This window comes from Pantoea sp. DY-15, assembly GCF_019795935.1.
Taxonomy (GTDB): domain Bacteria; phylum Pseudomonadota; class Gammaproteobacteria; order Enterobacterales; family Enterobacteriaceae; genus Pantoea; species Pantoea leporis.
Genome location: NZ_JAIMIF010000002.1, coordinates 279697 through 305660 on the forward strand (window position 1 = coordinate 279697; position 25964 = coordinate 305660).

Here is a 25964-nt window from a genome sequence, read left to right on the forward strand (position 1 = left end):
TAAGAGTACAGAAGTTTCTTTTAATAAAACCGCTGTTATTTTAAGCAATTGAAATAAAATCAGCGATAACAGTCAGTTGAGTGATAGTTAGAGTCCAAAGAGAATTGTAAATTAGTCCTGTTAGGTGATTAATGCGCATTGTTGTTTATCGGTTTACAGATTACAGAAGCGCACATTGATGCGCTTCTGCCCGGTGTTCAAGGCGTTACCGCTTCGCCGCTCACCACTTTTGCTTGCTGCAGGCTGGCCTCTTCCTCGCGGAATTTCAGACGATCCCAGACGCGGAAGAACGGATAGTAAATCACCAGCGAAATCGTCAAATTCACCACCTGCAAAACGGTGCCGGAAATATGTCCGCCGGTAGCCAAATAGCCGCTGACGAAAATCGGTGTGGTAAACGGCAGCGCAATCCCGGCCGGCGGTGCCACCAAACCGGTGCTCATCGCCGCCCACGACACAATCACCAACACCACCGGCGTCAGAATGAAGGGCAGGAACAGATACGGGTTCATCACCAGCGGAATGCCGAACACTAATGGCTCACTGATGTTAAACAGCGCCGCCGGTGCGGCAATTTTACCGAGCTGCTTCATCTGGCGGCTGCGTGAACGAATCAGCATAAAGATCACCAATCCCAGTAGCGCGCCGGTGCCGCCTGGCGCAATCCACAAATCGTAAAACTGCTGGGTAAAGATGTGCGGAATCGGTTGGTTGTGCTGAAACGCCTCAAGATTTTCACTCATGTTCGACAGCCAAACCGGCTGAATAAACACCAGCACAATCGCGTCGCCGTGCAGTCCAAGCGTCCAGAGAATCCCTATCAGCAGTACCGAGAAGATCATGCCAGGCAAGGTGCCGCCCACGTGATGCATCGGCAAACCAATTACAGTAGCAATCAGGTTATTGATATCGCCGAACGGCGATGCTTCCACCGCCAGACGAATTACCAACACCACCGCCAGCACGCAAAAACCGGGCACCAGCGCGAGGAAGGATTTTGCCACCGCAGGCGGCACGCCCTCCGGCATCTTGATCACCAGATTACGGTTGTGCACAAAGCGGTAAATCTCGGTCGAGAGCAGCGCAACCACGATAGCCACGAACAAACCCTGGCTGCCAATCAGTGAAATCGGCAACACGCCGGTGACCAACTGCGTCGGCGCGCCCTCCACCGGGGCAAACAGCGTCTGCTGCGGAATGGTCATCACAAATGCCACTAACGCCATCGCGCCGCTGGTGAGCGGATCAAGCGTGCGATACTTCTCCGCCAGGCGGTAAGCGATGCCGAAGCTGGAGATCAGCGCCATGATGTCGTAGGTCGCGCGCACCGGATAAAGCAGTTTGTTGCGCCACGTCTCGCCAAACAGATCCGCCATCAAATGACCCCACGCCGGAATCGGCAGATAGGCAAAGATCAGGAAGAAGCTGCCAATCAGCATAAACGGCATGTTGAGAATGATGCCGTCGCGCACGGAGAGCACATGCTTCTGACCGGCGATTTTCAGTGCGACGGGCAAGACATAACGATCTATAAAAGTACGGTTAGACATAGGTGTTCCTCTGGCTCAGTGGCGCAACGGATTATGGCGTGGCGAACTGCGGCAGCCACGGCTTGTTTAGGGTCAGCACTTCGTCAAGCAAAGCTTCGGCGGTCGCGACATCACCGACTAACGGATTGCCGAGCAGCGCCAGCAGCGCTTGCTCACGATCGCCACGCACCGCGGCCTCGATAGTCAGGCGTTCAAACGCTTTGATCTGCTGCGTCAGGCCATTCATCAGCGGCGGCAACTCACCAAACGCCAGCGGATGCGCGCCTTGCGCATCAACCAGACAGTTCACCTCCACCACCGCGTCATCCGGCAGGCCATGAATCGCGCCATTGTTGCGACAGTTCACCACCAGATTTTTGCCGCTGTTATTGTGAATCGCACTAATCAGCTCAACCGCCACTTCGGAGTAATACGCGCCGCCACGGAAACTCAGCTGCTCAGGTTTGTGCGCCAGATGCGGGTCGGCATACAGCGCGAACAGTTCCGCTTCCACTTTCATCACCTGCTCCGCGCGCGTGCCTTCATGACCGTTTTGCGCTTTCTCCTGCTCTTCGGCCAGCATCTGCGGCGTTTGCCAGTAATAGCGGTGATACGGGCACGGAATCGCTTTGAGCGCGCGCAGGAACTGCGGCGACCACGGCATATCTTTGATGTTGTTCATGGTGAGCGATTGGCCGTCGCACAGTTGCTCGATCACCTGCGCGGTCACATCCTCGCCCCGGCACGTCACCTGATGCACCCACACCAGATGATTGAGCCCGGCGAAGCGCAGCTGCACGTCATCCCAGGGCGCGTCGAGCATGCCGGCAATCATGTGATGCATATTCACCGGCACGTTACACAAGCCGATAATTTTCGCCTTGCTGTAGCGCGACACCGCTTCCGTCACAATCCCCGCTGGATTGGTGAAGTTGATGATAAAGGCGTCCGGTGCCAGTTCCTCGACTTTGCGCGCTACCTTGAGCATCACCGGAATGGTGCGCAGCGCTTTGGCAAAGCCGCCAACACCGGTGGTTTCCTGGCCGAGCCGACCATATTTCAGCCCGAGGCGCTCATCCGCCGCGCGCGCGGCCAACAGTCCCACACGCAGCTGCGTCAGAACAAACCGCGCGCCGCGAATCGCCTCATCCAGCTCAAAATGCACGCTGACTTTTACCTGCTCCAGCCCGTTTTGCTGCAGCATGCGGCGAGTAAGATCGGAGATGATATTAACCTTTTCACGCCCTTGCTCGATATCCACCAGCGCCAGTTCCGTCACCGGCAGCTGCGCATAGCGATTGATGATCCCTTCCACCAGCTCCGGTGAATAACTGCTGCCACCACCAATAATTGCGATCTTAAGCATCTGTGCCTCCTGCCGCAGTGCGGCGGTAGAGTTCAATGATTTCGCCAGCCAGATCCTGAATCAGCATGGCGTTCATCAGATGATCCTGGGCGTGCACCAGAATCAGCGTGACCGGCAACTTGCCGCTGCCTTCATCCAGACCGATCAGCGCGGTTTGCTGCTGGTGTGCAGCGCTGATGCTTTCACCTGCCGCCGCCAGCTGTTGCTGCGCCTCGTCAAAGCGCCCTTCACGCGCCAGTCGCAGCGCGCTGATGGCCGCACTGCGGGCTGCGCCGGCCTGCACCAGCAGCAGCATGATTTCCTCTTCAAACTCGATAGCCACGATTTCAGACATGCAGAATCCCCCACAGCACAAAGCCGTGTAATGTCATTCGGATGGGTTAAAAAGGACGTTTAGGAGGCGTGTAATGCCAGCGCTTTATCGAGCACCTGTTCGCCACGCATCATGCCGTAATCCATCATGTCGATGACGGCGACAGATTTGCCCTGCGGCGCGGCAATGGCGGTAAGACGGGCCGCTTCGAACTGCACTTGCGGGCCGAGCAGAACCACATCGGCATCCGGCAGGATGCGTTCGAATTCCGCCACCGGCACGGCTTTGATGTCGATCTCCAGACCGCGACCTGCAGCGGCGTGCTGCATTTTGCTCACCAGCATGCTGGTAGACATGCCTGCAGCACAGCAAAGTACGATGCGCATAATTTCTTCTCCTGTGATTTGTCCCGGTCATTTAAGACCTGTCTCAGAGACGCTGTAAAGTGGTTGCGGGCAGAGGATTTTCTGATGGACAGATAATTTATTGATACAAGTCAGATGGATACGATTAAAATCGTCATGAAAATATTTTTCATGAGTGTGATCTTAACCGTAATTTAACAGTAAAAAGCCCAACAAACGGCGCTAACACCCCGCGATGAGATGAAAAAAAACTCAACATGAAAAATAATTTCATGCATGATGGACCTTCGCTACTGAGGATGTGATGAGCTAATGGATATTGTCTGGCAATTACGACAGCAGTCGGAGCGCGCGGATGCGCAGGAATCGAGGCTGGCGCGTTTTATTCTGGCGAACCTGCACGCCAATGTACACGTCACCATGGAGAGTCTGGCTACACAGGCTGGTGTGAGTCCGGATGTGCTAAGACGCTTTGCCACCTCGGCGGGCTGTCAGGATCTCGATGATTTTCTCCATCAGGTGCGGAAAGCCGGTCAGCAGCAGGATGTTGAATTTATCGATGTCATCCGCCAGCGGCAATCGTCGCTGAGTCAGCAGGAGAAACGCGTTGCCGAAGCGATTCTCAGCGACACTGCTTTTGCCGCTTCCGCCACCATCGAGCAACTTGCCGGCCGCGCAGAAGTCAGCGCCGCCACCATCACCCGCTTTGCGCGTTCGCTGGGTTGCGAGGATATCCGCGATTTGCGTATGCGGCTGGCGCGCGCGCCACAGAGACAACCCCCTCACGCGATTGCGCCGATTGAGGCTATTACTCAAGCGTTAACCCAGCAATATGGTCAAGCGGAAGCGGCGACCTGGCAACGTGCCGCAGAGATGTTGCGTAAAGCCCGAAGCGTACTGCTGATTGGCGCATCGGGGCTGCAAACTACGCTGGTGGCGGACGTCCATCAGCGCCTGCAAAACGCCGGACTGGCCAGCGCGTGGATTCAGGATGACAACCTGCTGAGCATGACGCTGAGCCGTTTGCAACCGGACGATCTGTTGCTGATTCTCGCGCCTGATACGGTTAACAGCCACGTGCTTAGCGCAGTACACCATGCGCACATTCAAAAAACGCCGGTGATTGCGCTTTGTGCGAAGACATTAGATCTCGCCAATCAGGCCGATATTTGGCTGCCGCTGCCGGAAGCGCAACACGCGCGCCGTTACGGCATTTTGTTTGCGCTGGATCGGCTGGAAGCGGCGCTTTAAGCACAGCGGTTACTGAAACAGATCGCCACGATATTTAAACAGCTCCAAATCCGACGCGATGCCGAGTTTTTTCATGCCGGTCTGCTTATGAGCGCTGATGGTTTTGCGGCTGCGATTGAGTTTTGCAGCGATTTCGAACACTTGCATGCCATCAATAAAACAGCGAATCACTTCCGCTTCACGCGCCGTGAGCAATTTACTCAGCTGTGAAACACGCGAAACCTCGTTCGAATCTTCCTGCAAAATAGGACGATCCCGCTTACGGCCTGGCAATTGGCTTAGCTGGCTGGCGATGTCATCCGGCAGCGAGCGCTTGCCAGCAGCAATATTACGGATTGCCGCAAAGTAAGCCGGGGTCTCTTCACGTTTAGTGATGTAGCCTTTAATGCCCAGATGCAGAGCCGCACGAATTACCGCAACACTTTCCATCGACGTTGAGAGCAAAATTTTCAACTGCGGATGATGCATCCGGATGTGTTTAATTAGCGATAAGCCATCTAACTGGTCGTTACCCAGAATGTAATCCAGCACCAATACGTCGGCACTGTTCTGCCCAAGCCAGGCCAACAGCGCTTTGCTGGTGCCAAATGTCGCCAGCATGTTGATATCGGGTTCACGTGTGGCAGCAACTTCGAATGAGAGGCGCATCATGGGATGATCATCCAGCATCACCACCTTAATTTTGTTCGCGTGAAACACGGCCATCTGCCACCTCGGTAACCTGAAACTCATATTGATACGGTTTGGCCCAGCATAGGCATTACCGGGACTTTTCTGAAGCGCTGAATGCTTAGGCGCGCGTAGGAAAATACTTATATTATTTTTCATACACTTACTACTAAAAACCAAGACCTGGCCTGGCTGATTCCATGCAGTATTACGTCAAAATCAAGGTAGAAACATTACCGGTTATGTGACGATGAAAAACGGACTGCTTTTTTACCTCTTGCTTGCTCTCCTGACGCTGGTTTTCATGCCAGGGCTGCCACATGCGCAAGGAAACGTGCTGACGCTGGCCCCGCGCATTGAAGTCAATCCGCCGCCGGTGACCTTTGCCGCGAATGTTCGCGCGTGGCTGCTAACGCATCCCGTGGTGCGCGTCGGCGTCTGGGGCGCGTCACAACCGCCGGTTAGCTTGGGCATGGAGCGTGGACAGTTGGCGGGCATTGACGCAGATTACCTGGCGCTGCTCGAATCGACGCTACAGGTACATTTTGAGCTGACTCACTATCGCAGCCGTGAAGAGGCGATTCGCGCGATGAATCATAAAAAAGTCGACATGCTGGCGATCTGGACACCCGATCTCTCGCCGCACATGTCGGTGCATGCTTCATTGCCATGGCTAAACGACCGAGCGGTGATCGTCACGCGCGCCGGACAGCAAGCGCCGCGCGGTAAGCTGCCGTTACTCATGCTGGATAGTCAAACGCTGCCAGATATCAGTCCTTCGCCGGAAGCGTTTGAAGATTACTATCAGGCGATCAATTCCATCGCCTTTGGTCAATCCGCTGCCGCCGGTTTTAGCCATGCTACCGCCAGCTATCTTCAGCGTAATAATCAACTCGACAATCTGTGGCTGCTGCCGCATCCTTCACTCGGCGAGTTCCGGCTCACTTTTGGCGTGCCGGCTGCCGAACCGCAATTGCTAAGCGCCATCAATAATGTGCTCACTCATCTGCCGCTGGTAAGCCGTTTGCGCATTGCACAAGGCTGGGGCATGGATCGTGAAGCGGTGATCGGTCATCCCGCGTTATCACTCTCGCCGGAAGAGCTGACATGGAGCCAGCAAAATCCGGCCATCACTGTATTGCTCGATGGTCGTCGCGAACCTATCAGTTATATCAGCCAGCAAGGTGAACCCTCTGGACTGGCGGTCGATGTGCTGCGGCACATCAGCGACCGCTTCGGCTTACAGTTCAACTATCAAATGGCTGAAGACGATGCACAGCTGACCGCGCTCTGGGTGAAATATCCGCAGGCGGTGCTGGCCAGCAGCCTAACGATACCGGGGGAACCGGAAGCCGCCGATCTGTCGATGACGCAAAGTGAGCCCTGGCTGGTGACGCCAGCGGTGCTGGTGATGCAACGCAACACCCTTCAGCCTGCTTCACTGCACGAGCTGGAGGGCGAAAGAATTGCTATTCAGCAGAATAATCCGCTGATTCCGTGGCTGGAAACCTGGTATCCCACGTTGCAACTGATCGTCACCGACACGCTCCAGCAGGCGCTGGTGCTGGTCAACAACGGCGAGGCGCACGGCGCGATTGGATCGCAATTCTCGGTACAGTATCAGCTGAAGCGCAACCCATTCCACCGTCTACACCAGTCGCTTTCGCTGCCGGTAAAACCTTACAGCGTGGGCTTTGCCGCTCAACGAGCAGACTCACCTGCTCTCAGTATTCTCAACAAAGCGCTACAACAAACGCCTCCCGATAGGCTGATGAGTATGGCCAGTTCCTGGCGTGACACACTCCTGGCGCCGGATCAGAAATCAGCACGCGCGTTTTCCCCCACCTTAATCGCGATCACCCTGTTGCTGGGGTTACTGTTGTTCCTGTTGGTAGGCTGGTGGATTGGTCGATTGTGCCAGTCGCTAAAGGCCCTGCGTGAACGTCTCAACAGTAATCAAACTTTGATTCGTCAACTGCAGGAAGCCAAAGCAGAAAATGATCGGGTGCTCGCGGCGCGTAACGCGTTTATGAAGAGCATGGGCCACGAAATTCGCACCCCGCTCAACGCCATTACCGGCCTGCTGGAGTTAGAGCTGGAGCGATTACACAGCCAGCATCAGCACAATGAAAATTTGCAAACGGTGTATGAATCCGCCTGCTCGCTGCTCTCCATCACCGGCGATGTGTTTGATATTTTCCGCGCCGAAGCGCGTGATGAACAGAGCCGCATCCGCGTGGTGAACCTGCCTTCATTACTGAGCAGTACGGTGGCGCTATTTCAGCAGCAAGCTGAGGAGAAAGGTTTGCACCTGCATGTTACGCTCGATCCCCTTGCGCCGCGCGTGGAGTTCGATCCGCTGCTGATCATTCGGATCACCTCCAGCCTGTTACGTAATGCCATTCAACACACTCAGCAAGGCGATATCACGGTGACGCTGTGGTGTGAAACGGAGGAACCTAATGGCTATTTACCGCTGGCGATCGCGGTTAGCAATCAGAGCGACGGCTTGCTGGCCGAGCGCTGGGAAAGCTTGCAAGGCGCTGACGATACGCGCGCCTGGGCGGAAACCGGCTTTAGCCTGGCCGCCTGCCAGCGTATGGCGCAGGACGCCGGTGCGCAGCTCAAAGTCAACAGCGTTGCCGGTGAAAGCAACAGCGTAAGCTTGCACTTCTCTGCGGCACCGGTAAACGCATCGCCAGCTGCACCGCGCGCTACGGCACAGCCCACCCTTAAAGTGCTAATTGTTGACGATTATCCCCCCGCTCGCCTGTTACTGAGCCAGCAGTTGCAAAAGGCGGGCTGCGAGGTACTGAGCGCGTTAGATGGCCAGCAAGGTCTGACGCTTTGGCAGCAACATCAGCATGAGATTGGATTAATCATTACCGACTGCACCATGCCGCAGATGGACGGTTTTGCCATGAGCCTTGCGATTCGGCAACAGGAGAAAAACCAGCAGCTGGCAGCAACACCCATCTACGCTTTAACAGCGATGAGCAGTTTTGATGCCGCCGAAGATTGCCGCAACGCAGGCATTGATGGCTGCCTGACCAAGCCGATTACGCCAACAGAGTTACGTGAAATTCTGTCGAATTGTCTGTGCACAAAGGAAACCACAGATTCCGCCCAGCGCGCCGGCTTTTAACCCTTCACTCCTCTTCGGCGATATCACTCAGAACCGCTGCACTCTCCAGCTGCGCCTGATAAGCTGCCAACCGCGTAACCAGCTCACTCAAACGTGGCTGCAATTCGTCGCTTTGCTGCTGTGGATCGCGGCAGGCAATCTCCAGTTGCAGACAGGCATCAGCCAACCGATGCTGGCGGGCGATACGCACGCTGCCCGCGATGCGATGTACCAGATCGGCAATTTCAGCACGATGATGGTCGAGGTTGAAATCGTCTAACTGCGCCAAATCTTCCGCCAGCGTGGCAACCATTAAATCGCGCATGGCCGCTTCCATCTGGCGATCAACATCGCTACTCTCTGGCGCTGCAGGCACGGTGACGTCCGCTGGAGATTGTTCTGCACCAATCGCGCGCAGTGCGGCCGCCAGGCTGCTGATCGAGCAGGGTTTAAACAGACAGCTGTTCATGCCGGCTTCCAGGCAGCGTTTGATTACCACATGCATGGCATTCGCGGTAAAGCCCATGATCCAAATCGGTTCACGCCCTAAATCTCCTTCCGATTCACGAATGATCTCGGTCATCTGATAACCGTTGAGCCCCGGCATGTTGCAGTCGGTGATCACCACATCGTAATTGCCACGCTGCCACATCTGCAGCGCTTCGTGACCATCGGCGGCTAAATCTGCATGCTGGCCCAACCAGCTCAACTGTTTCGCCAGCAGAATGCGGTTTGCGGCGTTATCGTCCACCACCAGCACTGAACGAAGCGGCAGTTTTTCGCCCTCTTCGGCTTGGTCTTCCAATGTGATGCTCTGACTCTCCGCCATCGGCAGCATTAAGGTGGCGCGGGCGCAGGTGCCTACGCCTTTTTCGCTGCTCAGCGTGAGCGTACCGCCCATTTTTTCACAGATGGTACGGCTGATATAAAGTCCCAACCCGGTTCCCGCGCGGCGGTTATCGGCCTGGCTGAAGGGTTTAAACAGCGCGGCCTGCTGTTTTTCATCAATGCCAATGCCGCTGTCCTGCACTTCGATGACCAGATAAACGCGGCCTGCGGCGACATCTTTCTGCTGGGTGAGCGTCAGCGAGACGCCGCCCTGATCGGTGAATTTGATCGCATTGCTTAACAGATTAGAAAGCACCTGCTTGATGCGTAGGGGATCGGCCAGCACCTGCTCAAGACCTTCTTCAGGGATGTGCTTTGTCAGGGTAATATTTTTGTCGATCGCCAGCCCCTGAAACACCTTCATCAGGTTGTCGATCAGCTTGCCGGGATGCACCGCTTCCGGATGATATTCCAGCTGGCCGCCCTCAATGCGCGAGATATCGAGGATATCGCCAATCAGACCTACCAGACTTTCTGCCGACTCGTACGCCACTTCCAAAGCCTGCAAATCCTGCTCGCCGCTGCGCCCTTTTTTCAGCGCCATATCCAGCATGCCGATAATCGCATTCATTGGCGTACGGATTTCATGGCTCATGGTCGAGAGGAACACCGATTTAGCGCGGCTGGAATCTTCCGCCCGCTCTTTGGCTTCGCGCAGTTCGGCAAACAGCGCTTCACGCTCGGAGATGTCCATCCAACCGGCGATAACACCGACCACGTTGCCATCGCTGTCGTTAAACGGCTGAATCCACTGATAAACGGTGACGCCAATCGAAGAATCCGGGTTGTCCCACAAGTCGTAACGGCGATCTTCGACGATCGGAACGCCAGTTTTTACCACATCAATCAGCTGATTGTGATAAAACGCCGCCTGCTCTGGCGTGCGTAAGCCGGGATGTTCGGGCATGGTTTTGCCCAACGCCTCTTCATAAATCACACCGGTTTCCACTAAATAGCGCTGGTTGCAGTAGGTTAAACGACCATCTTTGTCGCGCAGTGAAACCGGGAACGGCATGCTGGTCACCAACGCTTGTAACTGTGCCAGCTGAACATGCAGTTCACGCCGCAGCTCGGCTTTTCGGCGGATAATTTGTCGCTGATACAGCGCCCAGCCGATCACCATCAACATGAGCAATACAAAGAAGATGATGCTGGCGATCAGCACCCCCTGATAGCGCTGCCAGAAGCTGTCGTAAACAATCAGGTCGCTGGGCCGCCAGCGGTTAGCCAGCTCCTCAATCTCCACCGGCGGAATGCTCAGCAGCACTTTATCGAGAATGCTGCGCAGTTCGGGATCGGCGCGTCCAACACCAAACGAAACCCACGCGGGCGAACTGCCAATCGCGCTGACCATCTTTAACTTATTCTGGAAGTGAGTTTTGATCTGATAATCCACCATCACCAGAATATCGACGCCCGCATCGGCCTGGCCCTTTTCCACCTTCGCCATCATTTCTGTGATGTTCTGTACCGGCACAATCTCGATTTCAGGATAACGCGCATGCACCATATTTTCGACGCTGGTGTTGGCGACCATCGCCAGCCGCTTGCCGCGCAGATCGGGCAACGAATGAATATCGTTGTTACCCACGCGCGTAGTCAACGCAAAGGTGCTACGCAGATAAGGTCGGGTAAACAGGATTTGCTGTTCGCGCTGAGCGCTGGGTGTCAGCGAGGCGAACATATCAAAATCGGCGCTGTTGACACGGTTTACCAACTCTTGGGAGGTATCCACGGTTTCAAAACTGAAGCGCAAGCCGGTTTTTAATGTCACCAGCGTGATGAGGTCGCTCACCATGCCACGCAGCGCGCCACTCTGATCGATAATGGTCATCGGCGCGGCTTTGTCCTGGCTGAACATCACCATTTTTATTACCGGATGCGCCAACATCCATTTACGTTCCTCAGCGGTGAAAGGTGGGGTATTCAGCGACTGGTTCATCCCCACCATGTCGGGCTGCCAAATACGCAACAGTTCGTTTTTCTCTTCCCGCGGCACGTTACTGATTGCACGATTCACCAGCGTTTGAAGTTCTGTCGCCTGCTCGGAAAACGCAAAACTGATCATCTTCTGCGGCAGCTGGCTAAAGCGGACCATGCGCAAATTATTTAAAAAGTTACGGCTGAGGGAAAAACTGTTGCCCAGATAGACACGCGCGGTTCCAAAGGAGACGGCGCTCAGCGCATCCTGATAATTTTCATACATGCGGAAATTAGCGTGCGGATAAGCCTGACGCAGCAGGCTTAAAGGTAGATAGGTCTTCACCACGGCAACATCAATATTGTGGAGATCGCCGGGCAAAGGGTCGTTATCGTTGGCGCGCATGCCGAGAACCGGTTGTTCGCTGGCATAAGGATCAGAAAAAAGCAGCGGGATCTCATCCTGCCGCGCAGTGAGCGACGGCACCAAATCGATCTTGCCACTTTTCAACGCATTGAGTGCTTGCTCCAGCGACGCATATTGCTCAATGTGCAGCGTTAAGCCGAGCTGTTTAGCTACCAGTCCAGCATAGTCGGCGCTCAATCCTTCATATTCGTCCCGCATGTTAGTCATGCCATAAGGCGGTGACTCGCTGGGAAAAATGCCCATTGCTAACTGCTTTTTATCCTGCAGCAGATGACGGTCTTCCGTCGAAAGCACTAGCGGTTTGAGCCCCTCAAATGAGGCGCGAGTCAGTAAATGGAACTCTTTCGCCTGCACAGGAACTCGCGCGGCACAGAGCAATATCAGGAAAATGCAGCAAAGCGTACGCATAGCACCGGCTATTTGATCAGGTTGTTACGACGGGCAAAATCGATTAGATCGATCAGCGACTGCGCATTGAGCTTCTGCTTTAGGCGATGTTTATAAGTGCTGATCGTTTTTTCACTCAGCAGCAATTGTTCGCCAATCTGTTTATTACCCATGCCCTTACCGATGCTGATTAATACGCTCAGTTCACGATCGGAAAGTTGTTCTAACAATCCGGCGTCATCCTGATCGCTGTAGGTTGAATCCAGCGATGAATGTGTTGATTGCGGGAAAAAGCTGTAGCCGCGCATCACCATTTTGATGGCGTCTAATAACTCGCTCATATCATCGGATTTGGTGACAAAGCCATCGGCGCCCGCCTGTTTACAGCGCTGGGCGAAATGACTGCTGGACTGCGACGTCAGCACCAGGATTTTTAGCCGCAGATTCAGAGTGCGCAGCCGCTCCAGCACCTGGAAACCATCAATCTTTGGCAGGCCAATATCCAGCAGCACTAAATCTGGCAAACATTCCCGTGTTTTCTGAATAGCGTCGACACCGTTATTGGTTTCGGCCACCACTTCCATCTCATTGCGTTCCAGCAACATTTTTACGGCAAATCGGATAACCGGATGGTCATCAACAATGATTACTTTTTTCATAGAAATGAGATCCTGATGACTACGCTGAGCGGGTTATCAATGAGTTCCCAGGGCGGATTACACTATCCGGTTTTAACAGAATGGTCTGTAGGAAATTACTTATGCTTCCTATTCCTGACCCTGAGCTTTTCAGCAGTTTTGCGCCAATCCGATCCTACTCGTCCTGCTGTAACAATATAACTTAACAACACATTTTACCAAATTGTAGGACTCAGAGAATTTTTACCCAGCGGGAAGATGGATGTGAGTCGTGGCATAGCTTTTTTCTGATACGCTCGTTGCAGAACGGTGCATAAGGATGAGAGGCGTGACCTGTGAATAAGCAGAACACTATTTTTTCAAAGTAGATAAAAATCTCGCTAACGCTGTTTGTACGAAATGCCTTACATAATTGCGATTCCACTCTGATGGAGTGCCGGTAAAACAATTATTAAAATGACGTCCAATCCCTAACTTTGCCTTTAGCACATTCCACTAAACGCGTGAATTCGAGTTTGTCATGAAGAAAATTATTGTCGCTATATTATTTTCACTGATTAATACCACAAGCCAATTGGCTTGGGCAGATCGCTGTGATTATGATCCCGGTTCTGGCCCGGTAAATTTAACTGTTCCGCTTTCAGTTGCGAATATTTCCGTTGGCGCTGACGTTCCGGTTGGCTCGACAGTGCATACCCTTAAGGTGATAGGCAGTACAGGTAAACAACCTTGGTTAGTTTGTCGTCCTGAAGGAACATCAAATGGGTTCAGTATTGACCAGTATCTTAGCCTGACCAATGCACCGGCATTAGTTCCGGGCTGGACTGGAAATTATGCGGGCGCAGTATTTCAAACAGGTGTTCCCGGTCTTGGTGTCGCCATTGTCAATAATGACGGTACTACCGCCAATCAAGCCATTACCACTTCAGCGGTAAAAAAGTGGACGACGCCTGTGGGAAATACAGCCTATCATTTTTATTATGGTAACTCATTTACTCTTCATTTTATTAAGACCGGCCCAATGAGTGCAGGTACAGTTAATGGTGCACAGTTGCCAACCGTTTTATTGACCACCGGATCTGTTACGCCTGTAGTAAATATTCCTGATACGCCCTATCGACTTAACTTCTCCGGCAGTCTGAATGTGATCGCTGCCAGTTGCACCACACCCGATGTCAACGTCAACATGGGCAAATGGGAAATCAATAGCTGGTTTGGTACAGGCAAAGCCAATGCCACCTCATGGGTGCCATTCGATATTCGATTGACTAACTGCCCAGCATTTCAGGGTAATTATTCCAATCCCAGCGCACCGCCTACTTATCATACTGGCAGCGGATTTGCCGCAGGAACCTGGGTGACGAACAGTATCAAGATTAGATTCACACCGAGTAATGGGGTCATTGACGCCGCTCAGGGCATTATGAGTCTGGACAACAGTGCTGATTCCGCACAAGGTATAGGTATTCAAATTGCCGACGGAAAGGTTTCACCTGCACCGGTCAATCTCAACCAGACGCTCGATAAAAATATGGCCAGTAACGCGGTGGGGACGGTTTTACTGCCTTTCTCCGCACGCTATATCAAAACAGGCGGCACCGTTTCACCTGGTGTTGCAAATGGTAAAGTGATTTTCAATATAAGCTATTACTGATTAAGCATTGTTAAATGAGCGGGAATAAGGTTGTATACCTTATTCCCATTTTTATATCTGAATCCCATCATGTTAGTAGGAAACGCGCAAACCAACCGTTTTGGTTAGGTCGCAGTCAATCGCGTTCCATTCACCTGCAATACTCAACGATAGGTCGTCGTAATAATTCCTTTCTGCTTTGTATTATCAATCCACACTAACTTCATACTGCCTTGATGACTAGGCAAAGCCTTGAATCGGACATCAGAGTGAATTGCTGAAATACGCGGTTGAGTGGTTCTGGGACAATGGGTCTTAACATTTTTTTGCTGCAAGGTTATCTCGCACGTCTCTTCTTTTAAATAACCCTGAAAATGAAGCGTGCTGCCCGAAGCTGGCACATTGGCTGAATATAAGCTGGTGAGAAAGGCAAACAGGATGGCGTTGCGGGGAGTCATGTTGTGGCCTCTTATCAAGAATGACACCTTAATAATCGGCCAGATTGGGCAAAACTAAAATTTTTAGCGATGTTTAACTGCCCGGCGGAGTTGCTCCATCAGGCACTTGACATTTAGCCACCACAAACCGCATTAAAGGATTGCAGTGCAGGTTTGCTGTTTTTTGCTTCAGGCATGCGTTTATAGGGTAACTGACACGATTGATTTGCATTATTACCCCAGCGCACCGTCAATGTGCCCTGCTCTTGTTCCACCAAGGCGTATGCCTGTCCAGCCTGACCCACGGAACCCACCTGCTTGCCTTTGCTGTCCAGCACATCGGCGCCAAACGGTAAAGGTTTGCCTTGCCAAGTCGCGGAAATCAGTATTGGCAGACCACGGTGCGCCTTGTATTTCACTTTCACCACCGCACCTGAATAAGGTGCGACGCGTGAAGAGGTGTTCTCAAGCTCCACGCCAGCTGACGTGCCTTTGGGATCCACCACGATCTCATTCATCTGATAGGGATTGAGATAAGGTACCAGCGCATATCCGCTGTTATCGACAAACACGCCCGGATAGGACGACACGCTCGCGCCCTGCGCACCTTTGGCTTCCACCAGTGCATAGGTATCGCCGGTGTACGGGCTCAAGGTTACACCACCGCTGTGTGCCACGATCGTACCGTTAAGTCCCACAGAACCGCTCTGGTAACCTTTACCCGTACTCAATGAACCGCTGAGGTTAGTAGCACTGGCGCGATATTGTCCATTGAGCGAGCCGCTGCTGCCATCACCTGCCGCAGCGTGACGCGCCGTTGCGCCATAGCTGAACTGGTTATTATCTCCCGCCGTACCGGCAATCGAGGCGAGTTGCCCCCAACGACCATCATTGTCATGTGAAAGTTCAGTGCGGAATAGCGGCGTATGGCGTTGATTATCACTACCCAGCGGCATACTGAAACTCAGCAAGTAACTGTTTTGTGAACTGCCATAGCTGCTGTAGCTACGGTTGACGGAAATGCCCCATGACACGGAACCGGTGCGATTGTTATAGCCAAGCTGGAACTGTTTTTCATTACCTTCACGATTCCAGTAATCCTGCACCGAGCCACTGAGGTAGACATTTCCCCATACATCCGGCAGCGTTTGTCCGGCGGTGACCGAGAAACGATTTTTGGCACGATATACGGAATCCAGGCTAGCGCCACGCTGTAGCACATCACGGCTTTGCATCGCTGTCATAAAATCCATATAGCCGGACGTTGAGAAGCGGTAAGCAGCGATTGACAGATTACTGCCGCTTTCCGGCACTGCTTTGCTGTAGCTAATACGGTAACTTTGCCCGGTTATGCTGGCATCTTGCTGCTCATCAACACTGCGCAGATGGGTGCGCGCCTGCGTAATATCAAAAGCAAAAGCACCCAGCGGGGTACCTAACGCCGTTCCGCCTTGCAGCGCGTAATAATTCTGGCTCGCCTGCAATCCTGCGTAACCGGTAACATTGTTAGTTAAGCCATATTGCCAGGTGCCCTGATAGAGCGCGACGTCATCACGAATGTAGTCGGCACGCAATTTACCCGCCGTCACGTCATAGCGGGATGTTCCTGGGCGCAGCAATTGCGCTACCGCTGCATAAGGCACGCGGAAACTGCTTTTACTGCCATCCGCTTCGATCACCGTTACCTCGAGATCGCCACCGTAGCCGGTAGGATAAAGATCGTTGATTAGGAACTCGCCCGGCGACACGGTGGTTTCATAAATCACCTGACCTTGCTGACTAACCGTTACGCGTGCGTTGGTGCGCGCGATACCGCGAATTTCCGGCGCATAGCCGCGCTGAGATTCCGGCAACATGCGCTCGTCGCTGGCCAGTTGAACGCCACTGAACGGCAGCGTATCGAAAATCACACCGCTGGTATTTGATTGCCCGACGACAACGCGTCCACGCAATGGCACTACATCATGCTGCACATAGGTATTAAGCGACTGATAACCGCTGCCGCCTTGTTGCTGCCAGTTGTAGTTGCCGTTGTGACGCAGGTACCAACCGCCGATGTTCAACCCTGCGTTCACGCCGCCAAAGAAGGATTTATACACCTGTCCCGCCGAGCGGCTGGTGTAGGCATTGGTCGAGTATCCCAACATGAAGGCCGGGATCCCTTCATCCCATAACGCTGGATCAACGTAATCCTGTGGCACCTTATTCAGATAGATTTGCGGAATGGAGATGTCGAGACGCAACTGGTTGCTGTCGTAGCTCACGCTGGCGTCCGGCAATACAGACGTTAAATCGCTGCAATCCTTTTCACTCGTGAGCAGATCCGCAGCCGACGCTGGCAGCGCCGAGGCATTAAACGGGATCTTTTTCAGCAATGATGAAGGTATGCAGGCGCGAACTTGCTTATCTGCCATCTCGCGGAAGTTGATATCCTGATTGGCAATCAAGTGTTCATTAACGTACACCAACGTGCGATAGGTGCCCGGTGTAGCCGATGCGCCCTGGTTAAAGCGCGTCAGATCGATGGCTCCCCCTTTGCTGACCTGTAAAAAACTGGCGTCAAACTCCGCCTCTTCAGCGGCAAAGGCTTGATGTGCGCCACTTAATAACGCGGTAAACACCGCGCTCGCTAATAAGGTGTAACGCAGTGGCATTGAAGATTCTCTGGTAAAAGTCATAAGCGTGCCTTCCGGCACGTCCTGACATGCCGGCTATAGGAGATAGAGATTCAAGAGAGAAGTTATTTAATGGCAGCGGTAAAAGGCTGAACGGCCCCGAAATCGTTAACGTAGTCGCCGCTGACGTTGGCACCTGCGCTGGCGCTGATTTTGAAAGTCAACGAGGAGAGTGGCGGCACCATTTCACCGTCAATCGTGCGTCCATTCACCGTAACCGTCACTAGCGAGACGTTGTAAGGCGTTGGATTGCTGGCTTTCAGCTGGCCATTACTCACAGACCAATTCAGCGATTTCACCGCTTCATTCGCATCGCCCTTCAGTCCTGCTGGACGATAAAACAGTTTGATACGGGTGCGGAACGCCATCTGTAAGGTATTAAGTTCCGCCTTGTCTTTGGTTTTAGCCGGAATCTCCAGCACGTTTAGCCATGACACTGATTCACGATCGTGGGCAAACGCGCCAGAATTGCTTAAAGACAAACGTAAAGTCTGCCCTTTCCCTGCATCAACACGGTTCACCGGTGGCGTGATGATGTAAGGCGTTTGAATGTTCTCAGGCGTCGCATTGGCATCTCCGTTATCAACCCAGCTTTGGATCAACACGGGTGAAGCTCCCACGTTTTTCAGTTGCACGGAGACTTCTTTGTCATCCTGATGATAAATAACGCGCGTCCCAGTAATGACGATGCTGGCCAAAGCCTGGCTGCTAATTAACGCGGTGCAAAACAGAGCGAAAAAAGGAAGGGTTTTTCTGATGGAGATGTTCATGTGTGAATCCTGAGATAGAAAGGTGGGATTGCTCCCACCTGACTGCGATTACTTGTACATAATCGAGTAAACGACGCTGCTTTTAACCAGACCCGCGGTAGTCGCACCTTCAGCGTAATACTGCACGGCGTACGGCAGAGTTGCGCTGCCACTCGCGACGCTGGCGTAAGTATTTTGGGTGATCTGATTCTGGTTACCCGCCTGAATCACACTTGAGTTAGCGCCATCCAGCAACTGCAAGCTGACGTTAGTTGCGCCACCTGCAGAGGTGTTCTTCAGACGGCCATTAACGGTGTCAACCGTCGCGCCCGCTTCGAAGAACGCTGAAGCAGTTTGCAGCGTGCCAGTACAGTTGGTCAGCGCCATGTTGAAACCAGTACGACCCGCAACTTGAGCAGCGTTTGTCAGCTGATTAGTTGATACCGTTGGCAGCACGACAGTGGCATCTGCCGTCTGGCCGTCAACGATAACGTCACAGGTGCTGGCTGTCAGTTCGCCGTTGAAGGTGATGGTGCCGGTTGACGCAGCTTGAGACGACGCGCTCATCACCAGCAGAGCCAAAGCGGAAGCAGCGAAAATAGATTGAGTAGTTTTGCTCACGAGAATGATTCCCTGTTTGTCGTTTTTACGTGGAGGCTAATCGCTCCGGTCCTCAGACTGAGTACCCTTAAGAAGACCTGGTGTTGCTTAAGGGAAGGTGTCCGTCTGATGGCGTAAAGATTACGGTTTACAGGGGATGTCAGGTATCAGAGCGGAGGCCTACATTTGTCAAGATAGGCTGTAATTCTTGTAGTCCATTTTGTAGGCCGCTGTAGTCCAATGTAAGCATTGATGCGGGCGTCAGGATTTATTGGGCAGAATGCTGCTCGAGGTAATCAGCAATACTGGCATTGATCTCTTCAATTGCTGGAGAGACTTCCGACCACAGATTGGCTAAGAAGATGTTGTCAGGGGGAGATTGCAGGCAGGCTGTTTCTAACTGGCGACAGGCATGTTCAGCGCGACGAGCGCCGGTGATCTGCGCGGCTCCGGCAATACGGTGCACGCTTTTGGCGAGTTCACCCCAATCCGCGCGGGCATAAAGCGCTGCAGCTACGTTTAAATCCGTGGAATTACTTTTTAGTGTCATGGCAAGCATGGCGTAAAGCAGGGATTCATCGTGGCCAGTTAACGTGCGCAGGCGCTCCAGGCTAAGTAGTGAATCTAAGGATTTTGCAGATTTAGCCAAGAGAGCCTCTTTCTGTGCAACGCAGCACACTAATCGAGATGATGACGACGCGCGAAATCGATTAATTCGAGTGTAGAACTCAGCGCCAGTTTGGTCAGGATGCGGGTTTTGTAAGTACTGACAGTTTTGTTGCTGATGTGCATGATCTCAGAGATATCGATCACTTTCATACCGCGCGCCAGATGCTGCAGAACCTGAAATTCGCGGCTCGAGAGATTTTTAATCGCATCCACTTCCGCTTCGGGCATTTTATTGGTGCCTTTATTATCGCGGCGCTTCAGTGGGAAGTAGCCGTAACCGCGCATCACGGCGCGCACCGCATCACCCAGCTCTTCCAGATTATTACGCTTACCGACAAAACCATCGGCCCCGGTGCTCATACAGCGACTCAAATAGTGGTCATCATCGCGAGCGGTTAACACCAGAATGCCACCGCGATATTCCGCTGCGCGCAATTTCACGATCAGCTCAATGCCGCTTAGTCCAGGAATATCGAGGTCAAGCACGATGAGATCGGGATGATGTTCGTTGATCATTTTCAACGCCTGGTGGCCCTCTTCCGCTTCGGCTACCACCGTATGCCCATCTTTTTCCAGTAAAAAACGAACCGCAAGACGTGCGACTGGATGATCATCAATTATCAAAATACTCGCCATCTTCACCTCTTCTACGACGACAGGAGTTGTTCCATGTAGTTTAAAATAACTTACCAATAAAACAATCAGATAAGCGGTGCGATATTCCCAATTCCGGGGAAATGTCCTACAAAATGAGCGAAATGGATGACAAGCCAAATTTGCAAAAGTAAAACGATCGGTTTACTTTTTAAGGATGAAAAAGAAACTGGACATCATTAATGCCGCTGAGCGGCTGTTCTATCTCAACGGCTTTCACGCCATCAGCACCGATCGCATTTGCAGCGAGGCGAATGTCTCGACGCGCACCTTGTATCGCTATTTCCCCTCGCGTGAAGCGCTAACGGCCGCAGTGCTGGAGGCGCGACAAGATCGTTTCTTCGCCGCGTTGCAATCGCCGGACCATCCGCAAGCGGTCAGCCACATGTTCGATGCGATGGCCGACTGGATGCAGCAATATGGCAATAATGGCTGCTTGTTTCTCAAGGCATGGGGCGAATACGCCGGAGAAGATGCCGCGCTAGCCGAACAGGCGCTGGCTTATCGCCACAAGATGCGCGATTACATTGCACGCGCCATTCAGCAGGCGCTCGGCAAGCAGCATGTCGCGCTAGCGGATGCGGTTTGGCTGCTGTTTGAAGGTGTGCTGACTTCCGCGCTGATCATCGGCGCGGCGCAGGCGTGCGAAGCCGGTAAAAACGCCGCGCTGCAGCTTATCGCGTTCAGTGAACAGACATGAAGGGTACGGCGCTCGGCATCACCGGATTTGCACTTATCGCGGTGACCTACGGTATGGCGCGTTTCGCCTGGGGCTTGATGATGCCCGAGGTGATGCACGACATCCCCTTTACCCGGCGCGTTTCTGGCGTGCTTTCGGCCTGTAGCTTTGCCGCTTACTGTGTGGCGGTGTTGATCGCGCCGATGATGACCGCCCGCGCCGGGCCGCGATTTCCTGCTGCGGTTGCCGCGCTGTGTGCCGCGTTGGGTTTGTTGATCATCGCGAGCGCGGTATCGCCGTGGATGCTCGGCGTCGGATTGTTTATCGCCGGCATGAGCGCCGGTCTCGCCTCGCCTGCGTTAGCGAGCGCAGTCAGCCAGCGTATTGAGGCTGAGCAACAGCCGCCGATGAACACGGTTATCAATGCCGGAACCAGCATGGGCATTATGTTGTCAGTGCCAATTTTGTACTGGCTGCCCGGCGGTTGGCGCATCGCCTGTACGGTTTTTGCCGCGCTGGCGATGATCTGCCTGGTGCCGATTTGGCGCCAGCTACCCAATCACAATGAAAACGCTCAACGTGAATCCTGGTTAAGCCACCTGCGGCAGCGCTCGCTGCAGCGCCTTATCTTCATTGCACTGTTCAGCGGCGTCGCCAGCGCGGCTTGGTGGAGCTTCGGCCCGGATCTGCTGCATCACATTCACGTCAGCGACCGCATGGTTAGCCTGTTGTGGCTCATCGCTGGCGCAGCAGGCATTATCGGCGCGCTCACCGGCCCGATGGCGAAATGGATGGGGATGAAGCGGGTTTATTGGCTGTCGCAATGCTGCCTTGCCGTGCCCTTATTGCTACTGGCGTTCAGCCATCACTATTCAGCCTGGCTGTTTCCCGCCGTGGCGCTGGGTGGCGCGGCGTATGTTACGCTCTCGGGCGTGTTGCTGGTGTGGGGCGCAGAAGCAACCAACAATGCCCCCGCCGTTGGCGTAGGCATCTTGTTCTTTATGTTGGCTGCGGGTCAGGTGATGGGATCGCTGCTGTTTGGACAACTCTTTATGCTGACAGGCGCGCCAACCGCATTAACGCTGTTTGCCGCGCTGCCGTTGCTAATGATGTTTGTTATTCGTCGTTAAACGGATCTTTTTTGTCGTCTTCACTGTCATCGCGCGTTCTGGGGATCTCACCGTGTTCGCTGGGATTGTCCTTGGCGGGATGCTTTTCATCATTCACGTCGCGTTTATCTTTAGGGTGATTGCTCATCTGAAGCTCCTTTATTGATCACCCATTAAGTGTAGTTGATGGGGCGAGGAGTTCGCCCCATACGCTTACTGCAACGCTTTCAGAATCTGCATCGCGGCTTTAACCCGCTCGGTATTGGGATAATTTTTGTTCGCCAATATCACAATGCCAACCTGTTTCTCCGGGATGAAGGCGACATAAGCACCGAAGCCACCGGTTGCGCCAGTCTTATGCACCCACGACGCGCTGACACGCGGATGTGATTCGGCATCCCGCACCGGCTGCGGCCCAAGCGCCACCTTGTTATCCGCGCCCTTCACCGCCATCTCCGCCTGAGCGGGCCAATCCAGCATCTCCCAGCCCAAACCTTGATAGAGCGCATCGGTGCGATAGAAACGCGTTTGCGCGAAATCCAGCGCCTGCTGCAGCGGCTTATCGTTAACCTGCTGCGGATCCATATTGGCCTGCATCCAGCGCGCCATATCTTTAATCGACGACTTCACGCCATAGGCTTCAGCATCTAGCATGCCCGGCGACACGCGCACCGGTTTGCCTTCGCGGTAGCCCCATGCGTAAGCATTTTTCGCGGCGTCAGGCACGGTGATAAAGGTGTGCTTGAGCTGCAATGGCGTGAATACGCGCTGCTGCATTGCCTGTTCAAAAGTCAGCCCGCTGGGTTTCGTCGCCAGCCAGCCAAATAAGCCGATGCTGCTGTTGGCATATTGACGCGTGTTGCCCGGCGTCCATTGCGGTTGCCACTGTTGATAGAACTTGGCCAGCGCCTTTTCACTGGTTACGTCATCTGGCACCTGCAGCGGCAAGCCGCCAGCGGTGTAAGTCGCCAGCTGCAGCAGCGTGATGTCGCGCCACTGCGGCATATTCAGTGCCGGCCAATATTTACTGGCCGGATCGCTCAGCGTAATTTCGCCTTTATTCACCGCGATGCCACCCAGCACGCCGGTGAAGGTTTTACTCACCGAACCCAGCTCAAACAGCGTGTCTTGCGTGACCGGACGTTGCTGTTTGACATCCGCCATGCCCCAGGTGAAATAGTGGGGCTGGCCTTTAACCACCACCGCCACAGCCATGCCGGGAATCGATTGCTGCTGCATTAGCGGTTTGATCGCCCGATCAACGGTTGCCTGCACATCCGCCGTCGCGGCGAACGTCATTGAGCACGCCGCTGTCAGCGCTGTAGCTATCAATGTTTGAGAAATCAATTTCACTGTTATTAACCTTCCGGGTTGTTGTTCCGCGGGCAGTTTGCCCAATTTGACAGGGTGCAACAAACTGTTAATTTTAGCGTCAGACAATAGAAAATCTTACAGGTAAGCGCATGACTCGCCCCTATATTCCCCTTAACGCCCTCAGAGCTTTCGAAGCCGCCGCACGTCATCTAAGTTTTACTAATGCGGCGATTGAGCTGCACGTAACCCATGCCGCCGTGAGCCAGCAGGTAAAATCGCTGGAGCAGCAGCTCGGCTGCCAGCTGTTTGTGCGGGTATCGCGCGGATTGATGCTGACCACAGAAGGTGAAAGCCTGTTGCCAGTGCTCAACGACTCTTTCGATCGGATTGCCGATACGCTGGATCGTTTCTCATCCGGACAGATGCGCGAGAAATTGAAAGTCGGCGTGGTGGGAAGCTTTGCCACCGGTTTGCTGTTGCCGCGCTTAGAGGATTTTAACCGCGGCTATCCGCACATTGAGCTGCAACTCTCCACCCACAACAATCGCGTCGATCCGGCTGCCGAAGGCCACGATTACACTATTCGCTTTGGTAGCGGCGCCTGGCACGGCACCGAGGCGCAGTTTATTTGTCCTGCCCCGCTATCGCCGCTGTGTAATCCGCCCATTGCCCGGCAGTTGCAGCAGCCTGCAGACGTGCACAAATTTACCCTGCTGCGCTCGTTCCGGCGTGATGAGTGGAGCCAATGGCTGCAAAGCATTAACGAACATGCGCCATCGCCTGCGCATCCGGTGATGATATTTGACTCATCCCTGACGATGATTGAAGCGGCATTGTTGGGTGCGGGGATTGCGCTGGCACCGGTGAGGATTTTCGATCACCTGCTGCAAAGCGAGAAGCTGGTGCGCCCTTTTCCTGCTGAAATCGATCTCGGCGGCTACTGGTTAACGCGTTTGCAATCGAGGCCAGAAGGCGCCGCGATGACGGCGTTTTCGGGTTGGTTGATGAATACCTTTTTGCCCGGTGCGTATTAATTAAACGAACACGTGATTTGTAGCGCGAATGCGCAGGCCGGAGTCACTTTTGGTCCGGTGGTCCTCGCGCCGCAGCAGATGCGTCAGCGCCCGCACGTAAGCCATGCATTAAGCTATCTGTTTCGCCTTCGCCAGCGTGCGCGCAAGAATTGAAGAGTACAGCGGTTTGCCGCCGAAGAACTGCGCAGCCAACGTCGCGCCGAGGCAGGTAATGATCATCGGCAAAATCAGCTGATAATTGTTGGTCATCTCCAGCACCAGCACAATGCCGGTCAGCGGCGCGCGCACCGAGGCCGCAAACAGCGCGCCCATACCGGCCACGGCAAAGGTTGCCGGCTCCAGATGTAAACCCGGCAGCCATTGCATGCAGAGCTGTCCGAAGCAGGTACCGAGTAGCGTGCCTAGCGTCAGCATCGGGGCGAAAATACCGCCTGGCGCGCCAGAGGAGAAACAGCAGATGGTAATGATTGTGCGCAGTGCGAAGAGAGCAAAGAGCGCCAGCGCGCTGTAACCGCCACTGGAGAAATCAGGAATTAAGGCAATGCCGCCATTGATTGCTTGTGGCAGCACCAGACCAATCACGCCGCACACGCCAGCCAGTAAACTTCCCCACATCACCCACGGCGCTATGCGACCCTGGTGCAAACGCTGAAACTGATCCTGCGCGAGGAAAATGAAGCGGTTAAACGCCACGCCGCAGCCACCAAATAACACGCCTAACAGCAGATAAAGCCACAGCGTATTGGTTGGCGCATCCTGCAGTTGACCAATATTGATGATCGCCTCATTACCATTGCACACGCGGAAAACAATGCTGGAAACGATGACGCCAACAAACACCGCTTTGATGGAAATCAGGCTGTAGCGAAACTGCGGACGCATCTCTTCGATAATAAACAGAATGCCGGCAAGCGGCGCGTTGAAAGCGGCCGACAAACCAGCGGCAGCGCCGGTTGCCAGCAACGTGTGGCGAGATTCAGAAGATTTAACGCGGAACAGATCGACACACATGCCGCCGATATTGCCACCCAGTTGCACGGTTGGCCCTTCGCGACCCAACACCATGCCTGAACCTAACGCGCCCATGCCACCAATGAATTTCACCGGCAGCACGCGCCACCAGCGCACCGGTCGGAGCTCCTCCAGCGCGCCTTCGATTTCAGGAATACCCGATCCGCCCGCTTCTGGCGCATAACGTCGCACCAGGAAATAGCCAATAGCGCCTAATAATGCCGAAAGGAAAAACGCACCGACTATTTTCACCAGCAGATTGTCACCGGCATCCGCGAGCCAGCTCAATCGCGTCTGCACCACTAAATTCACGGCTTTATCAAAGGCTACGCCAACCAGGCCGGTTAACACACCGACCAGCGCGGCCAGCAGCAACAGCGCGACGGGCGTTTTGTCGCGGCGTAATAGTTTCTGCATCAGCATGAAGCGCCCGGCACGTAAAATCGTTTTGGGCTCTGCGGAGTGATGATTAGCAGGCATGCAAATCCCTCTGTTTTCAGAACAGTGTTCAAACGTTAGTTTG

General features: G+C 53.8%; 22 protein-coding genes. 6 read left to right on the forward strand and 16 right to left on the reverse strand.

Annotation, left to right across the window (positions count from 1 at the left end):
• Positions 1-197: 197 nt before the first annotated feature.
• The 4 genes from celB to K5Y32_RS10020 are packed head-to-tail and all read right to left on the reverse strand — an operon-like array spanning position 198 to position 3597.
• Positions 198-1550: a PTS cellobiose transporter subunit IIC gene (celB, locus tag K5Y32_RS10005; protein WP_137387379.1), complete on the reverse strand. Its 1353-nt coding sequence runs from the start codon at positions 1548-1550 to the stop codon at positions 198-200.
• A 31-nt stretch (positions 1551-1581) separates the two neighbouring features.
• On the reverse strand, positions 1582-2895 hold the full coding sequence (locus K5Y32_RS10010) for a 6-phospho-beta-glucosidase (RefSeq protein ID WP_222183332.1): 1314 nt from the start codon (positions 2893-2895) through the stop codon (positions 1582-1584).
• Positions 2888-3229, reverse strand: coding sequence for a PTS lactose/cellobiose transporter subunit IIA (locus tag K5Y32_RS10015; protein ID WP_222183333.1), 342 nt, complete (start codon positions 3227-3229; stop codon positions 2888-2890). Before K5Y32_RS10015 ends, K5Y32_RS10010 begins: the two co-directional genes overlap by 8 nt.
• Positions 3230-3288: 59 nt before the next feature.
• Positions 3289-3597 carry a PTS sugar transporter subunit IIB gene (locus K5Y32_RS10020; RefSeq protein ID WP_176972515.1) on the reverse strand — a complete coding sequence of 103 codons (309 nt, stop codon included), beginning with the start codon at positions 3595-3597 and terminating at the stop codon, positions 3289-3291.
• Between the two features lie 288 nt (positions 3598-3885).
• Here K5Y32_RS10020 and K5Y32_RS10025 point away from each other — a divergent pair, with 288 nt between their 5' ends.
• Positions 3886-4824, forward strand: coding sequence for a MurR/RpiR family transcriptional regulator (locus K5Y32_RS10025; RefSeq protein WP_137387377.1), 939 nt, complete (start codon positions 3886-3888; stop codon positions 4822-4824).
• 9 nt (positions 4825-4833) lie between these two features.
• On the opposite strand, the gene K5Y32_RS10030 is transcribed toward K5Y32_RS10025, so the two are convergent.
• Positions 4834-5529 (reverse strand): response regulator transcription factor, encoded by a 696-nt coding sequence (locus K5Y32_RS10030; protein ID WP_222183334.1) that lies wholly within the window; start codon positions 5527-5529, stop codon positions 4834-4836.
• Between the two features lie 268 nt (positions 5530-5797).
• Between K5Y32_RS10030 and K5Y32_RS10035 the strand changes: the two genes are divergently transcribed.
• On the forward strand, positions 5798-8638 hold the full coding sequence (locus tag K5Y32_RS10035; protein ID WP_222183335.1) for a transporter substrate-binding domain-containing protein: 2841 nt from the start codon (positions 5798-5800) through the stop codon (positions 8636-8638).
• A gap of 4 nt (positions 8639-8642) precedes the next feature.
• On the opposite strand, the gene K5Y32_RS10040 is transcribed toward K5Y32_RS10035, so the two are convergent.
• A complete protein-coding gene (locus K5Y32_RS10040) occupies positions 8643-12146 on the reverse strand; it encodes a transporter substrate-binding domain-containing protein (protein ID WP_370635097.1) in 3504 nt (1167 codons plus the stop codon).
• Positions 12147-12268: 122 nt separating this feature from the next.
• Positions 12269-12898 carry a response regulator transcription factor gene (locus K5Y32_RS10045; protein ID WP_222183339.1) on the reverse strand — a complete coding sequence of 210 codons (630 nt, stop codon included), beginning with the start codon at positions 12896-12898 and terminating at the stop codon, positions 12269-12271.
• 499 nt (positions 12899-13397) lie between these two features.
• Here K5Y32_RS10045 and K5Y32_RS10050 point away from each other — a divergent pair, with 499 nt between their 5' ends.
• Positions 13398-14531, forward strand: coding sequence for a fimbrial protein (locus K5Y32_RS10050; protein ID WP_222183342.1), 1134 nt, complete (start codon positions 13398-13400; stop codon positions 14529-14531).
• A 143-nt stretch (positions 14532-14674) separates the two neighbouring features.
• Here the strand turns inward: K5Y32_RS10050 and K5Y32_RS10055 are convergent, their stop codons facing one another.
• The 6 genes from K5Y32_RS10055 to K5Y32_RS10080 all read right to left on the reverse strand — a co-directional run bounded on the left by K5Y32_RS10055 (position 14675) and on the right by K5Y32_RS10080 (position 20276).
• Entirely contained in the window at positions 14675-14968 is a 294-nt protein-coding gene (locus tag K5Y32_RS10055; RefSeq protein WP_222183344.1) for a hypothetical protein, read from the reverse strand.
• A gap of 113 nt (positions 14969-15081) precedes the next feature.
• Positions 15082-17625: a fimbria/pilus outer membrane usher protein gene (locus K5Y32_RS10060; RefSeq protein WP_222183346.1), complete on the reverse strand. Its 2544-nt coding sequence runs from the start codon at positions 17623-17625 to the stop codon at positions 15082-15084.
• 62 nt (positions 17626-17687) lie between these two features.
• Positions 17688-18392 carry a molecular chaperone gene (locus K5Y32_RS10065; protein WP_192234836.1) on the reverse strand — a complete coding sequence of 235 codons (705 nt, stop codon included), beginning with the start codon at positions 18390-18392 and terminating at the stop codon, positions 17688-17690.
• A 48-nt stretch (positions 18393-18440) separates the two neighbouring features.
• Positions 18441-18938 carry a fimbrial protein gene (locus K5Y32_RS10070; RefSeq protein WP_222184275.1) on the reverse strand — a complete coding sequence of 166 codons (498 nt, stop codon included), beginning with the start codon at positions 18936-18938 and terminating at the stop codon, positions 18441-18443.
• A 301-nt stretch (positions 18939-19239) separates the two neighbouring features.
• The gene (locus tag K5Y32_RS10075) at positions 19240-19620 is read right to left on the reverse strand and encodes an Hpt domain-containing protein (RefSeq protein ID WP_222183348.1); all 381 of its coding nucleotides are present in this window, start codon (positions 19618-19620) and stop codon (positions 19240-19242) included.
• A 29-nt stretch (positions 19621-19649) separates the two neighbouring features.
• Entirely contained in the window at positions 19650-20276 is a 627-nt protein-coding gene (locus K5Y32_RS10080; RefSeq protein WP_110866872.1) for a response regulator, read from the reverse strand.
• A 175-nt stretch (positions 20277-20451) separates the two neighbouring features.
• Between K5Y32_RS10080 and K5Y32_RS10085 the strand changes: the two genes are divergently transcribed.
• Both K5Y32_RS10085 and K5Y32_RS10090 read left to right on the forward strand, forming a co-directional pair.
• Positions 20452-20994, forward strand: coding sequence for a TetR/AcrR family transcriptional regulator (locus K5Y32_RS10085; protein ID WP_137387367.1), 543 nt, complete (start codon positions 20452-20454; stop codon positions 20992-20994).
• On the forward strand, positions 20991-22103 hold the full coding sequence (locus tag K5Y32_RS10090) for an MFS transporter (protein WP_222183350.1): 1113 nt from the start codon (positions 20991-20993) through the stop codon (positions 22101-22103). Before K5Y32_RS10085 ends, K5Y32_RS10090 begins: the two co-directional genes overlap by 4 nt.
• On the opposite strand, the gene K5Y32_RS10095 is transcribed toward K5Y32_RS10090, so the two are convergent.
• Both K5Y32_RS10095 and blaPSZ read right to left on the reverse strand, forming a co-directional pair.
• Positions 22090-22230, reverse strand: a complete 141-nt coding sequence (locus K5Y32_RS10095; protein ID WP_167391175.1) for a hypothetical protein — start codon at positions 22228-22230, stop codon at positions 22090-22092. The two genes, K5Y32_RS10090 and K5Y32_RS10095, sit on opposite strands and share 14 nt — an antisense overlap.
• Positions 22231-22295: 65 nt before the next feature.
• Positions 22296-23429, reverse strand: coding sequence for a PSZ family class C beta-lactamase (blaPSZ, locus tag K5Y32_RS10100; protein ID WP_222184277.1), 1134 nt, complete (start codon positions 23427-23429; stop codon positions 22296-22298).
• A gap of 116 nt (positions 23430-23545) precedes the next feature.
• On the opposite strand from blaPSZ, the gene ampR reads away from it, so the two are divergent.
• A complete protein-coding gene (gene ampR / locus K5Y32_RS10105; protein WP_222183352.1) occupies positions 23546-24430 on the forward strand; it encodes a LysR family transcriptional regulator AmpR in 885 nt (294 codons plus the stop codon).
• A 108-nt stretch (positions 24431-24538) separates the two neighbouring features.
• On the opposite strand, the gene clcA is transcribed toward ampR, so the two are convergent.
• Complete coding sequence (gene clcA, locus K5Y32_RS10110; protein ID WP_222183354.1) at positions 24539-25921, reverse strand: H(+)/Cl(-) exchange transporter ClcA; 1383 nt, start codon at positions 25919-25921, stop codon at positions 24539-24541.
• Positions 25922-25964: the final 43 nt, after the last annotated feature.

Excerpts from the sequence above, each read along its gene's own strand:
- celB (WP_137387379.1), bottom strand. The coding sequence starts at position 1,550 with ATGTCTAACCGTACTTTTATAGATCGTTATGTCTTGCCCGTCGCACTG.
- K5Y32_RS10010 (WP_222183332.1), bottom strand. The coding sequence starts at position 2,895 with ATGCTTAAGATCGCAATTATTGGTGGTGGCAGCAGTTATTCACCGGAG.
- K5Y32_RS10015 (WP_222183333.1), bottom strand. The coding sequence starts at position 3,229 with ATGTCTGAAATCGTGGCTATCGAGTTTGAAGAGGAAATCATGCTGCTG.
- K5Y32_RS10025 (WP_137387377.1), top strand. The coding sequence starts at position 3,886 with ATGGATATTGTCTGGCAATTACGACAGCAGTCGGAGCGCGCGGATGCG.
- K5Y32_RS10030 (WP_222183334.1), bottom strand. The coding sequence starts at position 5,529 with ATGGCCGTGTTTCACGCGAACAAAATTAAGGTGGTGATGCTGGATGAT.
- K5Y32_RS10035 (WP_222183335.1), top strand. The coding sequence starts at position 5,798 with ATGCCAGGGCTGCCACATGCGCAAGGAAACGTGCTGACGCTGGCCCCG.
- K5Y32_RS10045 (WP_222183339.1), bottom strand. The coding sequence starts at position 12,898 with ATGAAAAAAGTAATCATTGTTGATGACCATCCGGTTATCCGATTTGCC.
- K5Y32_RS10050 (WP_222183342.1), top strand. The coding sequence starts at position 13,398 with ATGAAGAAAATTATTGTCGCTATATTATTTTCACTGATTAATACCACA.
- K5Y32_RS10055 (WP_222183344.1), bottom strand. The coding sequence starts at position 14,968 with ATGACTCCCCGCAACGCCATCCTGTTTGCCTTTCTCACCAGCTTATAT.
- K5Y32_RS10060 (WP_222183346.1), bottom strand. The coding sequence starts at position 17,625 with ATGACTTTTACCAGAGAATCTTCAATGCCACTGCGTTACACCTTATTA.
- K5Y32_RS10065 (WP_192234836.1), bottom strand. The coding sequence starts at position 18,392 with ATGAACATCTCCATCAGAAAAACCCTTCCTTTTTTCGCTCTGTTTTGC.
- K5Y32_RS10070 (WP_222184275.1), bottom strand. The coding sequence starts at position 18,938 with ATGAGCGCGTCGTCTCAAGCTGCGTCAACCGGCACCATCACCTTCAAC.
- K5Y32_RS10080 (WP_110866872.1), bottom strand. The coding sequence starts at position 20,276 with ATGGCGAGTATTTTGATAATTGATGATCATCCAGTCGCACGTCTTGCG.
- K5Y32_RS10085 (WP_137387367.1), top strand. The coding sequence starts at position 20,452 with ATGAAAAAGAAACTGGACATCATTAATGCCGCTGAGCGGCTGTTCTAT.
- K5Y32_RS10090 (WP_222183350.1), top strand. The coding sequence starts at position 20,991 with ATGAAGGGTACGGCGCTCGGCATCACCGGATTTGCACTTATCGCGGTG.
- K5Y32_RS10095 (WP_167391175.1), bottom strand. The coding sequence starts at position 22,230 with ATGAGCAATCACCCTAAAGATAAACGCGACGTGAATGATGAAAAGCAT.
- ampR (WP_222183352.1), top strand. The coding sequence starts at position 23,546 with ATGACTCGCCCCTATATTCCCCTTAACGCCCTCAGAGCTTTCGAAGCC.
- clcA (WP_222183354.1), bottom strand. The coding sequence starts at position 25,921 with ATGCCTGCTAATCATCACTCCGCAGAGCCCAAAACGATTTTACGTGCC.